At 42.0% G+C, this 17,919-nt stretch carries 19 protein-coding genes and 1 other annotated feature; of the genes, 17 read left to right on the plus strand and 2 right to left on the minus strand.

Annotated features, from left to right (window positions below; translation table 11 throughout):
• Positions 1-400: 400 nt before the first annotated feature.
• The 8 genes from V7161_RS08765 to pheA all read left to right on the plus strand — a co-directional run bounded on the left by V7161_RS08765 (position 401) and on the right by pheA (position 6,457).
• Complete coding sequence (locus tag V7161_RS08765; protein ID WP_335444155.1) at positions 401-1,852, plus strand: Rne/Rng family ribonuclease; 1,452 nt, start codon at positions 401-403, stop codon at positions 1,850-1,852.
• 46 nt (positions 1,853-1,898) lie between these two features.
• Positions 1,899-1,983 (plus strand) — a sequence feature (ribosomal protein L21 leader region).
• A gap of 13 nt (positions 1,984-1,996) precedes the next feature.
• Positions 1,997-2,305, plus strand: a complete 309-nt coding sequence (rplU, locus tag V7161_RS08770; protein WP_223591168.1) for a 50S ribosomal protein L21 — start codon at positions 1,997-1,999, stop codon at positions 2,303-2,305.
• Between the two features lie 15 nt (positions 2,306-2,320).
• Complete coding sequence (locus V7161_RS08775) at positions 2,321-2,665, plus strand: ribosomal-processing cysteine protease Prp (protein WP_335444157.1); 345 nt, start codon at positions 2,321-2,323, stop codon at positions 2,663-2,665.
• Positions 2,666-2,959, plus strand: coding sequence for a 50S ribosomal protein L27 (gene rpmA, locus V7161_RS08780; protein WP_026572313.1), 294 nt, complete (start codon positions 2,666-2,668; stop codon positions 2,957-2,959).
• Between the two features lie 204 nt (positions 2,960-3,163).
• A complete protein-coding gene (locus V7161_RS08785) occupies positions 3,164-3,697 on the plus strand; it encodes a sporulation initiation phosphotransferase B (RefSeq protein ID WP_335444160.1) in 534 nt (177 codons plus the stop codon).
• Between the two features lie 69 nt (positions 3,698-3,766).
• Complete coding sequence (gene obgE / locus V7161_RS08790; RefSeq protein ID WP_335444162.1) at positions 3,767-5,056, plus strand: GTPase ObgE; 1,290 nt, start codon at positions 3,767-3,769, stop codon at positions 5,054-5,056.
• A 25-nt stretch (positions 5,057-5,081) separates the two neighbouring features.
• Entirely contained in the window at positions 5,082-5,537 is a 456-nt protein-coding gene (locus V7161_RS08795) for an ACT domain-containing protein (protein WP_335444164.1), read from the plus strand.
• A gap of 65 nt (positions 5,538-5,602) precedes the next feature.
• Entirely contained in the window at positions 5,603-6,457 is an 855-nt protein-coding gene (gene pheA, locus V7161_RS08800; RefSeq protein WP_335444166.1) for a prephenate dehydratase, read from the plus strand.
• A gap of 35 nt (positions 6,458-6,492) precedes the next feature.
• Here the strand turns inward: pheA and V7161_RS08805 are convergent, their stop codons facing one another.
• Positions 6,493-7,032 (minus strand): transcription repressor NadR, encoded by a 540-nt coding sequence (locus tag V7161_RS08805; protein ID WP_335444168.1) that lies wholly within the window; start codon positions 7,030-7,032, stop codon positions 6,493-6,495.
• Between the two features lie 48 nt (positions 7,033-7,080).
• On the minus strand, positions 7,081-8,214 hold the full coding sequence (locus tag V7161_RS08810) for an IscS subfamily cysteine desulfurase (protein ID WP_335444170.1): 1,134 nt from the start codon (positions 8,212-8,214) through the stop codon (positions 7,081-7,083).
• 100 nt (positions 8,215-8,314) lie between these two features.
• Between V7161_RS08810 and nadB the strand changes: the two genes are divergently transcribed.
• From nadB to ruvB, 9 genes are all read left to right on the plus strand, one after another.
• Positions 8,315-9,889, plus strand: a complete 1,575-nt coding sequence (gene nadB, locus V7161_RS08815; protein ID WP_335444173.1) for an L-aspartate oxidase — start codon at positions 8,315-8,317, stop codon at positions 9,887-9,889.
• Entirely contained in the window at positions 9,858-10,706 is an 849-nt protein-coding gene (gene nadC, locus V7161_RS08820) for a carboxylating nicotinate-nucleotide diphosphorylase (RefSeq protein WP_335444175.1), read from the plus strand. The genes nadB and nadC overlap by 32 nt, the downstream gene beginning before the upstream one ends.
• Position 10,707: 1 nt before the next feature.
• Complete coding sequence (gene nadA, locus V7161_RS08825; RefSeq protein WP_335444177.1) at positions 10,708-11,805, plus strand: quinolinate synthase NadA; 1,098 nt, start codon at positions 10,708-10,710, stop codon at positions 11,803-11,805.
• 279 nt (positions 11,806-12,084) lie between these two features.
• On the plus strand, positions 12,085-13,731 hold the full coding sequence (gene safA / locus V7161_RS08830) for a SafA/ExsA family spore coat assembly protein (RefSeq protein ID WP_335444179.1): 1,647 nt from the start codon (positions 12,085-12,087) through the stop codon (positions 13,729-13,731).
• Positions 13,732-13,876: 145 nt separating this feature from the next.
• Positions 13,877-14,677 (plus strand): phosphotransferase family protein, encoded by an 801-nt coding sequence (locus V7161_RS08835; RefSeq protein WP_438825805.1) that lies wholly within the window; start codon positions 13,877-13,879, stop codon positions 14,675-14,677.
• Positions 14,678-14,761: 84 nt separating this feature from the next.
• Entirely contained in the window at positions 14,762-15,505 is a 744-nt protein-coding gene (locus tag V7161_RS08840) for a YhcN/YlaJ family sporulation lipoprotein (protein WP_335444185.1), read from the plus strand.
• A 120-nt stretch (positions 15,506-15,625) separates the two neighbouring features.
• Positions 15,626-16,165 carry an intercompartmental signaling factor BofC gene (locus tag V7161_RS08845; RefSeq protein ID WP_335444187.1) on the plus strand — a complete coding sequence of 180 codons (540 nt, stop codon included), beginning with the start codon at positions 15,626-15,628 and terminating at the stop codon, positions 16,163-16,165.
• A 114-nt stretch (positions 16,166-16,279) separates the two neighbouring features.
• Positions 16,280-16,891, plus strand: a complete 612-nt coding sequence (ruvA, locus tag V7161_RS08850) for a Holliday junction branch migration protein RuvA (protein WP_335444188.1) — start codon at positions 16,280-16,282, stop codon at positions 16,889-16,891.
• Positions 16,892-16,901: 10 nt separating this feature from the next.
• The gene (gene ruvB / locus V7161_RS08855) at positions 16,902-17,903 is read left to right on the plus strand and encodes a Holliday junction branch migration DNA helicase RuvB (RefSeq protein ID WP_335444191.1); all 1,002 of its coding nucleotides are present in this window, start codon (positions 16,902-16,904) and stop codon (positions 17,901-17,903) included.
• Positions 17,904-17,919 lie beyond the last annotated feature (16 nt).

Consider the following 17,919-nt stretch of genomic DNA (forward strand, 5'->3'; position numbering starts at 1 on the left):
GGGTATAATTGATTTAATAAAGTAGAAGCGCTCGAGGGTCGAGCGCTTCTACAATTATAAAGGAAACTATTAGAGACAAATTTAGTGAAAAGTCGATGATTATGACCTCAATAAGGGCTATTGAAGACATTTTAGGTGAAAATACCACTAGTTTTGTCCTCAATGAGGGCTATTGGAGACATTTTGGGCGAAAAGGCCACTCATTATGACCTCAATAAGGGTTATTGGAGACATTTTGGGAGAAATAGCCACTCATTTTGTCCCCAATAAGGGCTATTGGAGACATTTTGGGAGAAAAAGCCACTCATTTTGTCCTTAATAAGGGTTATTGGAGACATTTTTATGAAAAATCCATCGCAATGGTCTCCAATGGTATTTTATATAAAGCGAGGAAACAAGGTTGGAAACGTTAATTGTTAATTACGTTGGGCGTGAAAAGCGGTATGCCTTTTTGCGTGACAAACAAGTTGAAAAAATTATAATCGACCGACCAGAGCACCAATCTCTGGTCGGTAATATTTATTTTGGGACAGTGACAAAGGTTTTGCCGGGGATGAATGCAGCCTTCATCGATATTGGCGAAGAAAAAAACGCCTATTTGCATCGTGACAACCTGCCCTCATACATACTTTCAACTGAAAAGCAGAAGAACATCTCTTCGTTTGTCCATCAGGGTGAAAAACTCCTTGTTCAGGTGGACAAGGATGCAACCGGAACTAAAGGCCCGAAAGTAACGGGGATTATAGAAATACAGGGCAGCAATCTAATTTACATGCCAAAGGGCCGGTACATTGCAGTCTCTAAAAAAATTGCCGATGAACGGCAAAATGCTGCACTAAGACGACAGGGCGGCCGTTTGAAGACAGAAGAGGAGGGAATCATTTTTCGTACCTCCAGCTTGAACAGCAAAGAAGAAGAGATTGTCGACGAGCTGAATTACCTTCGAGAACAATATCAAGAACTGCTCCAAAAGACAGCCTCTCTTAAAAAGCCAGGAATTATTTTTCAAAAAGATACCTTCATGGAAATGATTATGGAGCAAGTCTCAAAAATGACGGCAGGTGAAGTGATTATAGATGACCTCATCGTCAAAAAAATGCTGGAACTAAAAAATGCTCATGTTACATTCACGTACTACAACAGCCTAGAAAATATTTTTTCCGCCAACAAAATTGAACATGAAATCGAGAAAGCCCTCAAGCGAGTGGTGTGGCTCGCCCAAGGCGCCTACCTCATTTTCGATGAAACCGAGGCCCTGACCATAGTCGATGTGAATACAGGGAAATTTTCCGGCAAGGCCGATTATCAGGATACCGTTCTTAAAACCAATCAGCTAGCTGCCAAGGAAATCGTCAGACAGCTGCGCCTGCGGGACATTGGCGGGATCGTTCTAATTGATTTTATCGATATGAAACGTGAAAAGGACAAGCAAGCGATTCTGGATCTTTTCGAAAAAGAACTGGCTAAAGATGAAAAAAGAACGAAACTGATTGGATTTACACCGCTTGGAATTCTGCAGCTGACAAGAAAGAAAACCAAGGTTGCTCTATCAGAAGCATTAAAGGTGAAATGTCGAGTTTGCGATGGGACCGGCCGTATCTTAAGTGCGGAGACAATCGCTTTTCGTCTTGAACGAGAGCTTCTCGAGCATCGCCATTCTGAATTTGAGGCGGTCTTAATAGAAACGACAAAAGAAGTCAAAGAGCTCTTGCAGCCTCACCTAGAAATATTAGAAGAAATGCTTCATTTTAAAGTGTTTTTTGCGATTCAGCCCTCTCCGGATCATCATTATGTTTTGAAACAATTCGGCACTGTGGACGAGATATCCCAAAAAGCTTTCAATTTCTATTGACACTTTCACTTAAATTATGTATGATTTTAATGTTATGTTTGTAGCACCCGTGCTACAACCGCACAGAACAGGTATTAAGCTTTCTGCGGGATTCGCGGGGACGCCTGTGTATGGCGAGTCTGAGTTTATAAGGAGGTGCAGTTCATGTACGCAATTATCGAAACTGGCGGTAAGCAACTTAAAGTCGAAGAAGGCCAAGCTATCTACATTGAAAAATTAAATGTTGAAGCTGGTGAAACAGTTACTTTTGACAAGGTTCTATTCGTTGGCGGTGAAACTGTAAAAGTTGGAAGCCCTGTTGTTGCAGGCGCTACTGTTACAGCTAAAGTTGAAAAACAAGGCCGTGCGAAGAAAATCATTGTTTTCAAGTACAAAGCGAAGAAAAACAACCGTAAGAAGCAAGGTCATCGTCAACCTTACACTAAAGTAATCATCGAAAAAATCAACGCGTAAGGTGTTGGAAAATAGATGATTGGAATTACGATTACTCGTACTGAGTCCGGTGCGGTTCAATCCTTTGAAATAAGTGGTCATGCTTTGTTCGCTGATCGGGGCAAGGATATTGTCTGTGCAGGCGTATCAGCCGTGTCTGTGGGTGCTATCAATGCGGTGCACGAACTTACCGGTGTTACTCCCGACCTAGAACATCGAGCAGATGGACTTCTCCGCTGTGTACTGCCGGAGGATCTTTCTTCCGATACACAAGAGAAAGTTCAGCTCCTTCTTGAGGGCATGATTGTTTCATTACGATCGATTGAAGAAACGTACGGAGAGCACATAAAAATTACCTTCAAAAAGCAGGAGGTGGAATAAATGTTATTAAAATTAGATCTTCAGTTGTTTGCATCTAAAAAGGGAGTAGGTTCTACAAAGAACGGACGTGACTCTATCGCAAAGCGCCTTGGTGCTAAGCGTGCAGATGGTCAATTCGTAACTGGTGGTTCAATCCTTTACCGTCAACGCGGTACAAAGATTTACCCAGGTGAAAACGTAGGCCGCGGTGGTGACGACACTCTTTTTGCTAAAATCGACGGCGTTGTAAAATTCGAACGTTTAGGTCGTGACCGTAAAAAAGTGAGCGTTTATCCAGTAGCTCAAGAAGCGTAATGCTTTTATTGGAAACTCTAACCTTACCGGTTAGAGTTTTCTTTTTGCACTGATAAATATCATATTAAGGGTATTTCCTCGTATTGAGCTTCTTTTTTTTACCTCTTTAGGAAACCTTTCGTATAAAAAAGCTTACTCATGGTTACTTTTTTGATATACTAACAACAAACAGTGTGTTCCGACACTTAATGTGGGAGTGTGGGTATGGAGAAAGAATGGGGAATCGTCGAGGTGCTGCGGCACTCACGTCATGATTGGTTGAACAAGCTTCAGTTGATTAAAGGGAACATTGATTTAAATCGAATTGACCGAGCGAAAGAGGTCATTGATGAAATTGTCATTGAAGCCCAACATGAGACTAAGCTTTCAAATTTAAATATGCCTTTATTTGCTTCGCTCTTATTCACCTCTAATTGGGAGAATCCTTTTTTTAGACTTGAATATGAGGTACTAGAGGATGCCGAACCATTAAAAATGAACGATTCCGTCCTGACAAATTGGACAAGTTCCTTTTTTTCATGCTTAAATAAGGCAATTGAGGCATTTCAAGAAAATCATTTATCGATTACAATTGAGCCGCAATCGGAGGGAATTCGTTTCTTTTTCGATTTTAGCGGGATAATAATAAAAAGTGAACTGATTGAAAAATTCCTTGGAGAGTCCAAATCATTGGATGTAGAGGTCAAGGAATTTTCGGAAAGCGAACTCGCACTGGAAGTTTTTATGCCTAAACATTAAACGGGTATAAAACGCGAGCGCTCTCGTCGCAATCATCAGTTGATTTATTTGTGCGACAGGAGGAAAAAAATGTTTGTCGATCAAGTCAAGATATATGTAAAAGGTGGAGACGGCGGAAACGGAATGGTTGCGTTTCGCCGTGAAAAATATGTACCAAAGGGCGGTCCGGCCGGCGGAGATGGCGGGAAGGGCGCCAATGTTGTTTTTCAAGTCGAAGAAGGCTTGCGTACTCTAATGGATTTCCGTTATCAGCGCCATTTTAAAGCCAATCGTGGCGAGCATGGAATGTCCAAGAATCAGCATGGCCGTAATTCCAAGGATATGATTGTCAAGGTACCGCCTGGGACCGTTGTCACGGATGCTGAAACAAAAGAAGTTATTGCCGATTTAGTTGAGCATGGGCAGCAGGCCATCATTGCAAAAGGAGGCCGCGGCGGCCGGGGGAATTCCCGTTTTGCCACTCCAGCAAATCCAGCACCAGAGCTTGCCGAAAATGGTGAGCCGGGCCAAGAGCGAGACGTTATACTGGAGCTTAAGCTGCTAGCTGATGTAGGGTTAGTTGGTTTCCCAAGCGTTGGAAAATCCACGCTATTGTCTGTTGTTTCTTCAGCGAAGCCAAAAATCGCCGAGTATCATTTTACGACGATTGTTCCGAATCTGGGCATGGTGGAAACAGAGGACGGCAGAAGCTTTGTCATGGCTGATCTTCCTGGTCTTATTGAAGGGGCCCATTCCGGCGTAGGTCTTGGACATCAGTTTTTGCGTCATATCGAGCGGACGAGGGTTATTGTTCATGTCATAGATATGGCGGCGACGGAAGGCAGAGACCCATTTGAGGATTACCTGACGATTAATAAAGAATTACAAGAATATAATCTGCGTTTAACAGAGCGTCCACAAATTATTGTGGCCAATAAAATGGATATGCCTGGTGCGGAGGAGAATTTAGAAACCTTTAAAGAGAAGCTTGAAGAGGATTATCCGATTTTCCCTATTTCGGCCATTACACGAAGGGGTCTGCGCGAGCTATTGTTTGCCGTTGCGGATAAAATTGAGGAAACACCGGAATTCCCGCTTGAGCATGAAGAAGAGGATACTGGTGTCCATCGTGTTCTTTACAAACACGAGAAGGATCCGGATGCCTTCCACATTTCAAGAGAATCAGATGGATCGTTTGTTGTTTCTGGTGAAAAAATTGAAAAGCTCTTTAAGATGACTAATTTTTCAACAGAAGAATCTGTTCGCCGCTTCTCACGCCAGCTTCGCGGTCTAGGGGTCGATGAGGCATTAAGAGAGCGCGGGGCAAAAGATGGGGATATCGTTAAGTTATTAGATTTCGAATTTGAGTTTATTGATTAGGGTTTCAGGTAAAAGAGGTAATGAAATGAAAATGGATAACATTGATAAAAAATTTTATTTAATCCGTGAAGACGTTTTGCCAGAAGCGATGAAAAAAACGATTGAAGTGAAAGAAATGCTTGATAGAGGCAAGGCGGAATCGATTGCGGATGCTGTCCAGCGGGTCGACTTAAGCAGAAGCGCTTTTTATAAATATAGGGATACTGTGTTTCCGTTTTCAACCATTAAACAGGAGCGCTTAGTTTCGTTATTCTTTCATTTAGAGGATCGCTCCGGCACTTTGTCAAAATTATTAAGTGTTGTTGCCTCTTCTGGCTGTAATGTTTTAACCATACACCAAACGATTCCCCTTCATGGCAGGGCGAACGTGACTCTTTCATTAAACACGGCAAATATGACAAATGAAATTGATGAATTATTATCCGAACTTAGAAAACTCGAATTTGTAGAGAAAGTAGAAGTGCTGGGAACAGGTGCATAGCGGACAAAAGTCTGCTGAGAAGCCAGTTCTCAGCTTTCTTTTTAAAAATAGGGGAGTGGAATGCAATGAAAATTGGTTATTTAGGGCCTAAGGCAACCTTCACGGAACTTGCGGTCACAAAGGTTTTCCCAGGGTTAGAACTAGAGCCTTTTCGGACAATACCAGAATGTATGGACGCGGTAGTTGAGAAAAAAGTTGCGCTTGCGGTTGCTCCGATTGAAAATGCGCTTGAGGGCTCCGTTAATATTACCCTCGATTATTTAACTCAGGTTGCTCAAATCCCGATCGTTGGAGAAATTACTCTACCAATTAAACAGCATTTGATGGTCCATCCTGCGAATGCCGATAAATGGGAGAATGTCAGCAAAATTTATAGCCATTCTCATGCCATCGCTCAGTGCCATAAATTCTTACATAATCAATTTAAAGGCGTTCCATTTGAATATATATCTTCTACAGCGGCTGCGGCGAAATTGGTGATGGATGAGCCTGAACATAATACGGCCGCCATTGCGAATGAATTGGCTGCCAAAGAATATGGATTATCCATTGTTCAAAGAAATATTCACGATTTTGACTATAACCACACCCGCTTTGTGGTTTTATCCGAAGACGAATTTGATTTCCAGGCAATTTGTGGCTCCTCTCATTACAAAACAACGTTAATGGTAACTTTACCATCCGACCGTGCCGGGGCCCTTCACCAAGTTTTATCAGCCTTTGCCTGGAGAAAAATAAACCTCTCCAAAATTGAATCAAGACCGATGAAAACTGGGATTGGCAATTACTTCTTCATTATCGATTTAGAAATGAAGCTTGATGAGGTGCTAATACCAGGGGCAATGGCGGAGCTAGAAGCACTGGGATGCGGAGTAACACTAATGGGAAGCTATCCGTCAACATTAGTTGAATTAAAATAGGAAAGGACCTGGGATTAAAAAGATCCCGGGTCCTTTTATGATTCCATTAAAAATCCCTCTGCCTTTAGGGCGGCCATTGCTTTATCAAGAATTTTTTCGCTAGAAGCAGAAATGGTATGCAGATGGATTCCATCCGTCAGCTCCGACAGCAGTGCCGCATTCGTGGTTTGCAGGTTACTCAAAAACTGTTTCACTTCTTGACGGTTTGAGACCATGATGGAGGCAGTTAAATCACCATAGACGGCGTGTTCAATTTTTACATCCTTCACCAAAACTCCATGATCCACCAATAAATTTAATTCCTTTTCCGTGTCATTAGGTGCATGCTTGCAGGCAATCGTTCTTTCATATATCCGGGTACCAGCATTCTGCTTTAAATACACATACCCTTGGCTTGTGGCCATAATCGGTTCGTTTTTTGCCTTTAGCAAGGTGATGTCTCCCACAATGACTTGCCTGCTAACATTCGTTCTGGCAGCTAGCTCGCTTCCCGTCAATGGTTCGGAACTATCTTTTAGCAGTTGAAGAATCAAGGACCTCCTTTCTTCTCCTAATATTTTTTTTTGCTCAGCCATATTATTCCTCCCAAACATACTCTGTTTTTATATTCTAGCATAACTTATTTAAAATTCCTGGACAATTTTAACAATGCTTTCTGCAAGCCGTAAGACTTCTTCCACTGTTGTCGATTTGCCAAATGAAATACGAATAAACTGCTTCTCCTCTTCTGTACTTAGGCGCAGTGCTTGCGTTACCTTTGCAGGGGATTGCATCCCGATTTGACAGGCGCTTCCTGTTGAAATGGCGAATCCTAAGCGATTGCATTCAAGCATCATCCATTGTCCCTCTATCCCTGAGATTCTCAGCCCGATTATATTTGGAAGCTGCCATTCAGCATCATCAGTCCCATAAACTACGACTCTATCTTTTATTGGCGTAAGTGCTTCAATAAAGGTATTTCGCAGTAATGCAAATGTATCCTGATTCGAAGAAGTCTGTCCGATAATTTTCTGCGCGGCAACGGTCATGGCCACAATTGCCGGAACATTCACCGTGCCTGGCCGAAAGCCGCTTTCATGCGATCCACCTGGAAAAAAGGGATCCCAATGAATGCGCGGATTGATATAAACACCGCCAATCCCCTTTGGTCCATAAATTTTATGCCCGGAAAAAGAAATACTGCTCACAAGCGGTGTTATGCTTTTTAAATCCATTTTTCCAAACGACTGGACACAGTCGCTGTGAAAATGAATCTGATGGGCCTTGCAAATTCCCGCAATAGTCTTGACTGGCTGGATTGTTCCGATTTCCGAATTTACATGCTGAACGGCAACTAATATGGTCTCCGGTTTAATTTCGTTTGCAAGCTTCTCAATATCGATAAGCCCTGAGTCATCGAACGGCAGAAGTGTAATTTCATAACCGGCTTTCTCTAACCTTCTAAGTTCTCCATGGATGGATGAATGCTCTGCCATACCTGCAATAATATGGTTGCCCTTTTTTAATGGAGCTGATAATAAGGCTTCCAAGGCTAAAAAATTCCCCTCAGTGGCTCCGCTTGTAAAGAACAATCCCTTTTTATCAACACCCAAAATTTGTGCTAATTCTTCGCGGCAATTGTCAAGCAGGGCTGAGGATTGGCCCCCAATATCATGAAGGCTGCTGGCGTTGCCAAAGTATTCGGTTGCGACCTTCAGATAAACTTCTGCTGCATCTTTATCTAATGGAGTTGTAGCGGCAAAATCAAAATATATCATTATATTTTCTCCAATAACTTTTTAATATAATACTTGTTTTTAGTTTAAATCTGTGTAAATATATATGTCAAGACACCTGTTAATCAGGGAGGGTCAACCTATGAATAATGTTGATGTTGTAATTATTGGAAGCGGGGTAGCGGCATTGCAGCTGGCTATCCAATTAGGAAATGATAAGAATGTGAGAATTCTCACAAAGTCAAAAATAAGAATGGCTAATTCCTATCTTGCTCAAGGCGGGATCGCTGCGGCAATTGGAGCACATGATCATCCATCCAAACATTTGGCGGATACTTTAGAAGCAGGAAGATTCCACAATAATCCTGATACAGTAAAAGAAATCATTTATGAAGCGCCATTCCTTATTAAGGCCATTGCTAGAAAGGGAGATGTTTTCGATCGAAATCTTCAGGGGGAATTGCTCCTCGGCATGGAAGGAGCTCACAGCGAGCATCGTATTGTCCATGGCGGCGGGGACGCCACTGGGAAAAACGTAATCGAGCATCTGATTAGCCAGCTTTCCAACAATGTGTTGGTAGCAGAAGATGAATTTGCTTATGAATTGATATTGAATGAGCAAAAAAATCGCTGCATTGGGGTAAAAACAAAGCGGCCGGATGGCAGCATTCATATGTATTACGGAAAGCACATCATAATCGCTACAGGCGGATGTGGACAGTTGTTTAGTTTTACATCCAATGCGATGACGGTAAGCGGCGATGGTATTGCGCTTGCGTACTTGGCAGGTGCTGAAATTGTCGATATGGAATTTATTCAATTCCATCCCACCCTTTTATATCTCAATGGTGAAACAAAAGGCTTGGTTTCCGAAGCGGTGAGGGGCGATGGAGCCATCCTTGTTACAGAGGATGGAACACCGATTATGGAGGGAGTCCATCCCTATAAAGACCTTGCACCACGGCATGTGGTTTCGCAAACGATCTATGAATATTTAAAAAATGGCCATAAAGTATATTTAGATATTAGTAGTATAAAAGATTTTCAGAAACGTTTCCCTTCGATCACGGCTCTTTGCGAGCAGAATGGCATTGACCTATTAGCTGGAAAAATCCCCGTTGCTCCTGGAAGCCATTTTTTAATGGGCGGCATCAAAACGGATTTGATCGGGCGTACCTCCATTGATGGACTATATGCCATAGGCGAAGCGGCTTGTACAGGCCTGCACGGAGCTAACCGCTTAGCAAGCAATTCCCTTTTAGAGGGATTGTATCAAGGGAAAAAATTATCAGAATGGATTCAAACTAATCTAGCCGAAACACCAGTATCAAAACAGCCGTGTCTAAATATTACTCAGCAAAAAATCATTTTACCTACAGAGCAGCAAATCAAGGATTACATGATGGAGCGGGTGGGAATCGTCCGCAATGAAGTTGACCTTAGGAAGCAGAGAAAATGGCTTCATCAATTTAAGGTTCTTGAATTAACTGAACTTGATTCGTTTTCTGTTCAAGACTTAACAAAGATTTTCATGGTACTCACGGCAAAACTGATTACGGATTCAGCTTTAAAACGGAAAGAAAGCCGCGGGGGCCACTTTAGAAGTGATTATCCCCATGAGGATGACAATCATTGGCTAAGAAAATCGCTCACTCATAAAAAGAAACAGGAAGTGAAAAAAGATCATGAACACATTAAAACTGCGCTCACAACTTGAGAATTTTTTTATCGAAGATATAGGTGAACAGGATATTACCACTGATTTAATTTTTGCGAATGAAACGAATGGTGAAATTGTTTTTCTCGCCAAAGATGAAGGAATATTTTGCGGCGAGGAAGTGATTAAAACAGGTTTCAAGCTGTTAAATAACGATATTAAAGTTGAGGTTCTCGTAAAAGACGGAGACCGAATGGAATATGGTCAGCAGCTTGCGCTTGTTTCTGGAAAGATTGCAGATCTGTTAAAAGGAGAAAGAGTGGTCCTTAATCTCATTCAAAGAATGAGCGGAATTGCTACCCTCACTAATAAAGCGGTTATCACCTTAAATAGCGATTTTACAAAAATCTGCGACACAAGAAAAACAACGCCTGGACTACGGATGTTTGAAAAATATGCGGTCCGTTGCGGAGGCGGTTTTAATCACCGTTTTGGATTGTATGACGGTGTGATGATTAAGGATAATCATATTTCTTTTGCTGGTTCGATTGAGCGGGCTGTTGCAACCGTCCGAAAGCAAGCCGGTCATATGGTGAAGGTCGAAGTGGAAGTTGAGACAGAGGAACAAGTAGTGGAAGCGGTGAATGCTGGTGCCGATGTAATTATGTTCGATAATCGCACCCCTGATGAAATCAAGGAATTAATTAAATTAGTTCCGGCCGGAATCATTACTGAAGCATCAGGCGGTATCCAATTGAGCAATCTGGCTGACTATGGCGATACAGGTGTTCATTATATTTCCCTTGGATTTTTGACCCATTCTTATAAAGCGTTGGATATAAGCGTAAAAGTAAAATGGAATAAAGGAGAAGAATAAGATGAACATTTTAGCCTCACTACAATCCAATAAAATGATTCCGGAAAAATATAAGCAGATGTCACGAGAGGAATTAGAGGCACGAGTGACCGAGGTGAAAAACAATCTCGGATCACGGCTTTTCATCCCAGGACATCATTATCAAAAGGATGAAGTGATTCAGTTTGCCGATGCGACAGGGGATTCCTTAAAGCTGGCCCAATTATCGGCAGAAAATACAGAAGCGGAATATATCGTTTTCTGCGGGGTTCATTTTATGGCAGAAACGGCTGATATCTTAACGACGGAAAATCAAAAGGTCATCTTGCCTGATATGCGCGCGGGCTGCTCGATGGCGGATATGGCTGATTTAGGGCAAACGGAGAGAGCATGGGAGAAGCTGCAGACGATGTTTGGAGACACGATTCTTCCTTTAACTTATGTCAATTCAACGGCCGCTATTAAGTCGTTCGTCGGTGCTAATGGCGGGGCAACGGTTACGTCTTCGAATGCGGAGACAATGGTGAAATGGGCTTTTGAACAAAAGGAGCGGATTTTATTTTTGCCAGATCAGCATTTAGGACGCAATACTGCTGCTGATTTAGGCATTCCTCTATCCGAAATGGCCATTTGGAATCCAATTAACGATACATTAGAATATGATGGTGATGTTTCCCAAGTAAAGGTAATCCTTTGGAAAGGACATTGCTCTGTCCATGAAAATTTTACCGTTCAAAATGTAATTGATATACGTTATAAGTATCCGGACATGAAAATTATCGTCCATCCGGAATGCCGCCGCGAAGTGGTCGAATTATCTGATATGGCTGGTTCCACTAGCTTTATCATCAATGCAATTGAAAAAGCGGAGCCTGGGTCTTCATGGGCGATTGGTACAGAAATGAACCTGGTTAACCGTCTCATTACAAATCATCCGGATAAACAGATTATATCTCTCAATCCTCATATGTGTCCTTGTTTGACTATGAACAGAATTGACCTGCCACACCTAGTATGGAGCTTGGATACATTAGAAAATACGAATAATGTCATTAAAGTTAGTTCAGAAATTGCCGAAAATGCTAAATTGGCGCTTGAACGGATGCTAAAAAATTCATAATAGGACAAAAAGGTGCAATTATAGTTGATTGCATCTTTTTATTTGGTCTTTACCAGAGTGAAAATAAAATTTATCGGCCGGACAAGTTTAGTTTATTTGCGAATTTAAGCTGTTTATTTGCGAATCTGAGCTGTTTATTTGCGAATCTTAGGAACTCCATTTATTCCGGGACTTATTCATATTTTTAAAAAAATTAGCATAAGTTTTTTTGAAGAATGTTAGCACTTTGCCCATCTTCACATACACTATATGGACTTATGCCATAGGAGGGAAATCAGAGTGAAGATCCATATCGTACAGAAAGGGGATACTCTTTGGAAGATCGCCAAGAAGTACGGCGTGAATTTTGAAGAGCTGAAAAAGATGAATTCGCAGCTCAGCAACCCTGATATGATTATGCCCGGAATGAAAGTAAAGGTCCCAACCTCAGGTGGAACGATAAAAAAAGGAGCATCTGCGGGACACAATCCTGGTACGACAATCAATATGGGAGCAAAAAAAGAAATGCCGATTGCCAAAGAGAAACCATTAAAAGAATCACTGATTAAGGAGGCACCGATTAAAGCAGCTCCAATCAAAGAAGCTCCAATTAAAGCAGCTCCAATCAAAGAAGTGCCAATTGCGAAAGAGAAGCCAATCATCAAAGAAGCACCAAAAGCACCTTATACTCCAAAAATGCCTCTACAAGTAGTCCCAGAAATTGATATTAACAACTACTATATGATGAATATGACAAATATGATTCCTCAACCGCAGCTGCCGCCAAAGCCAACCAATATTCTTCCTGAAATCAAAGAAGTACCTAAGAAAGAAATGCCAATTAAAGAAGTACCAATCAAAGAAATGCCCATCAAAGAAATGCCAATCAAAGCAAATCCAATTCCAGAACCAGTAATGGAAGCACCAATTCAAATGCCTGTTCAAGACTGTGTTCCAATGACACCAGTTATGCCTGGGCCAGGATTCTGCCCGCCATTTGACGGAGGGTTCCCGGTACCAACACCGTATATGCCGTTTCCGCATATGCCGGGCGGAGTGATGCCAGGCGGAGTGATGCCGGGCGGAGTAATGCCGGGCGGAGTAATGCCAGGCGGAGTGATGCCTGGTGCGGCTGGATACCCGCCTGTAACACCGGGTTATGCACCAACAGTAGCAGGCACACCCTATATGCACCCGCATTTTCATGATGAATCATCATCATTTATGCCGCAAATACCTGCAATGAACCCAGGATTTATTCCGGGAGCAGTACAAAACCCAGCGTTCCAGCAGCCTTATATGGACCCAGCTGCATTTGGTCAAGTGCCAGCCGGATATGGACAAATGCCAACAGGCTTCTCTGGAGCACCACCAGTTGGCTACCCTGGGGCTGCGCCAACGGCCTATCCAACAGGAGTACCAGGTGGGTATCCTGTAGAAAGTTCATCCTTTTACCATGGCTCGCATCATCCGACTGGATTTGCGCCTGGACCGATGTATGGGGCTCCTGGAATGGTAAACCCATACGGGATGGGAGCACCATATGGACAAATGCCGTATGGCTACCCTCCACAAATGGGCGGAGTTCCACAGACTATGGGAGAAGATTTTGAGACAGCAGAAGCACCAGTACCAGGCTTTGGAGCACAAATGCCTTATATGCAGCAGCCTTATCCAACACAAGGACTGCCTATCGGGACAGGTGGTTTAGACGATTGCGGCTGCGGCGCAGTCCCAATTGGTATGCCTTCAGGAATGCCGGCTGGAATACCAGCAGCACCAACAAGTGTTGCACCTGCCTTTATACCGCCAACACCGCCAATTTATAGTGCGCCATTTACTGGACCGGCTAATGTTGCTCAGCCTCCATTTATGAACCCCTATGGAATGGGACCGGTTGGGACTAATCCTTATGGAATGCAAGGGTTCCAGGATGAGAGCAGTTAATACAACGAAAAACAAAAATGGAGACGATGATTATTATAATCGTCTCCTCTCTTATTTTCGGTCGCAATTTACAGAAAAAATCATCCAAATGGTTCCGATTAGAAAATCTGTTTTATTTTTAAAAACAGAAAAAAATACTTATATCATGAAGGGGTACCAAACCAACAGCAGACTTAGACTTCAAGAAGCGTTTACAACCACATTGAATAAAGAGGGGTTCAGCAAAACATATAAATTTCTTAATCCCAATGTGAAAGATCAGCTGTTTTTCGAGGGTACTTACTTTGGCTGCATCGAGTATGTTGCCCCGAGCAAAACCACTTTTTCCTTTCACTCCCACAAAAACCGTCAGGAAGGAATTGAGCTGCTCGAACAATTTCATCAAACAACGGCATCCTTTGAAGCACGGTATCGTACATTGCTGCCGAAAGCGGATTTAATTGGAAAGTGGACNNTCGTTAAATATTTTTTCAATGATCCCTTTATTTCGGAAATGGTCTCGTGGGCAGAGTGGTCACTGGAGGGTATGGAAAAGGAATACCTCTTTTTCAAAAAAGAACCATATGTGATCCTGCATGGGGATGTTGCCCATCATAACTTTTTACGGGACAAAAGTGGAACCTTATTATTAATCGACTTTGATTTAATCAGCATCGGCCCTGCTTCTTTTGATTATTTACAATACGCAAATCGGATTCTTCCTTATCTAGACTGGTCGTTAGATAAGCTGCTTCAGTATGAACCGATCAAAAAATATATTCTTCTAAAACCGTTTTTGTATGCCTTAGTATATCCGGCAGATATTTTTCGCGAGTGGAACAGAATCATTAGGGAAAAATCGTATTCTGACCATGCTAAATTTAAACAGGTGATGGATTTAACGGTTAATCAGTTTTACGCGAGAAAAAAATTTATTGACCGAATTAAGACCATAGTAGATGAATGAAAATGAATGAAAACCCCTAAAAAATTGCACCCTAATAACGAGCATGTTATGAAATGCTCAGGATGAACTAAGGGGGTTTTTCGCTTGAACAAGAAGCAGTGGATGATTCCTCTTTCAGCCGTGATGATGATGGGGCTGGCCGGCTGTAACAATGATGATAACCGTGCAGGTGTGAATAAAGCGAGCAATAATCTGGCCCGTCCGATGGGGTATTACTCGAATGAAAACCACCCTAATGGTAATAATGGTTTACTTAGGGACAATGATGGGGCCTTTACCGAAATGATGGATCATACCCTTGGGAATGAGGATGGAATTGTAAATAATCAAAAAAGGAAACTGCTTCAGACAAGGGATGAAAATGGCAACCCAAAAAACCCTACAACACCTTTAGCAGAGACCGATCGTAATTTCTTCCAGAGGGATAACCGCTTTAGTACCAGTGATATGAATTATCATGGTCACTTGAATAAAAATATCGGTAAAAACGGTGAAGCAACAGATAAACATGTTCAAGAAAATATAACCGATAATATCAGGAGCAAAGTTTCAAACATTGATAACGTTCAATCAGTAAGATCCGTTGCCTATGGAAACACTGTTATTGTTTCGGTTAACTTAGTGGACCATGACAGAGAGGCCGCAACCAAAAGGGCGATTAAAAATGCGGTAAAGCCGTACGCGAACGGAAAATCAGTAACTGTCATTACAGATGAAGGGACAATAGGACGCGACCGAAACATCAATAATGATGTGCCGCAGCGCCTGCCGAAAGCAAACAAGGACCGCCGCCAAAGCGAAGAAGTTCCAAATAGATATTCAAAATAGTCTTTATTAAGCGCAAAGCCTACGGGCTTTGCCTTTTTAATTTTACGGATATAAAGGGAAAAAAAGGCTAAACTAGAAATGTAAAGTTTGTTCATTTAATAACAAAAAGAGGTGAGTATCATGAGGTTCAATTGGATATCATTGTCTCGGTATTGCTTAGCCGTATTTTCTGTTTTACTGTATGTACTAATCGGCGGGGCTTCTGAAATTACTGGTTCGGCGGCACAAGTCGATGACCGGCAAAAGACGGAACCTCAGCACCTGACGGTTATTTTGGAACGAATCTATCTCGATGGAGAAATTAGTCAAGAAGTCGTTCACGAAACATGTTGGTCAATGGCGAATTTCTGGGCTAAGTATGATCAATGGCAGCTAACAGAAATGGAAGAATCGACCTTTGTTTTTAGAAGGAAGGTCGATGATATATCCCCGTTATTAAAAGCAAATGGCTTTTTCGGGATAACAGAAGATGGGGTTTTGACCATTTTTAATGGCAGACCCGGCCAATCAAGAATCATTCAATCGTTTTTTCAAATAGATATTAGAAAGCTTGAAAGTAAGAAACAAGAAGAATTAATACAAGGCATCCCTATTAAAACGAAAGATCAATATGTTCAAGTATTAGAAACCTTTAAGCCTTACTCATTAAAAAAAGAATGAATTATCATTTTGAAACAGACTGATCTTAATAAATCAGCCTGTTTTTTATTTCTTTCTTAAACTTAAAATTATGGTAGAATGAAATACGGTGAAAAACTAAGGGAGAGAATACGATTGTTTGAATTTATTAAAGGGGCCGTTGAGTTTGTCGGGCCCGAATATATTGTCATTGAAAATAATGGAATTGGCTATCAAATTGCGACACCCAATCCGTTTATTTATTCCAGCAAGATGGAAACAATGGTAACTGTATATACCTACCATTATGTTCGCGAAGATGTAATGGCGCTTTATGGCTTCCAATCAAGGGAAGAGAAAAAACTATTCACTAAATTGTTAAATGTATCGGGTATCGGGCCGAAGGGAGCGCTTGCGATCCTTGCTTCTGGTGAAGTCCAACAGGTGGTGAACGCCATCGAAAATGAGGACGAAGCCTTCCTCGTTAAATTTCCTGGAGTAGGCAAAAAAACAGCACGGCAAATGATCCTCGATTTAAAAGGGAAACTACAGGATGTTGTTCCAGATTACTTTCCAAATCTATTCAATGCCGATACACTTCCACTACATACACAAACGAACAATACGGCCTTTGAAGAAGCCATTCTTGCTTTAAAAGCACTGGGTTATTCTGATAAAGAAATTAAAAAGATTTCACCTGAATTAAGAAAAGAGCAGATGTCCACTGATCAATACATTAAACAGGCCTTAAAGCGCCTTTTAAAATAGGTGATAATTTATGGATGACCGGATTATTTCTAATGAAGCTAATGAAAGTGAAATAAGCATTGAACAAAGTCTCAGACCGCAAACCTTAAAGCAATATATTGGACAAAGCCAGGTCAAGGAAAATTTAGAAATTTTTATTAAGGCGGCAAAGCTTCGGAAGGAAACGTTGGACCATGTTCTTCTATATGGGCCTCCTGGTTTGGGGAAAACGACCCTTGCTGTTATTATTGCTAATGAAATGGGGGTTAACCTTCGGACAACCTCCGGACCGGCAATTGAAAGGCCGGGCGATTTAGCAGCAATTTTAACAGCGCTTGAGCCTGGAGATGTTTTATTTATCGATGAAATTCATCGGCTGCCGCGAACGATTGAAGAGGTACTGTATCCGGCGATGGAGGATTTCTGTCTTGATATTGTTATCGGGAAAGGTCCAAGTGCAAGGTCTGTCCGCCTGGATCTCCCGCCGTTTACATTGGTCGGGGCGACAACCAGGGCTGGTTCTTTGTCTGCGCCACTGAGGGATCGATTTGGAGTTTTATGCCGGCTCGAGTATTATAAAGAAGATCAGTTAAAAAATATTGTTATCCGTACCGCAGATTTATTCGAAACGGAGATAGATGAACAGGCTGCCTCAGAAATCGCAAGAAGAGCAAGGGGAACTCCTAGAATCGCCAATCGTCTCCTCCGCAGGGTTCGTGACTTTGCCCAAGTAAAGGGAAACGGCACCATCGACCTCACCCTTGCGAGAGAAGCGCTTGAATTACTTCAGGTAGACAGGCTTGGTCTGGATCATATTGATCACAAGCTGTTAAAAGGGATTATTGAAAAATTCCGCGGTGGTCCTGTCGGCCTGGATACGATTGCTGCATCAATTGGCGAAGAAGCGGAAACAATTGAAGATGTATATGAACCCTATTTATTACAAATTGGCTTCCTGCAGCGAACACCAAGGGGCAGAATGGTAACACCAGCCGTATATCATCATTTCGGCATGGATACCCCTGCAAAGTGAGCACGTATTTTAAAAA

It is taken from the genome of Neobacillus drentensis (assembly GCF_036965425.1).
GTDB classification, from domain to species: domain Bacteria; phylum Bacillota; class Bacilli; order Bacillales; family Cytobacillaceae; genus Neobacillus; species Neobacillus drentensis_F.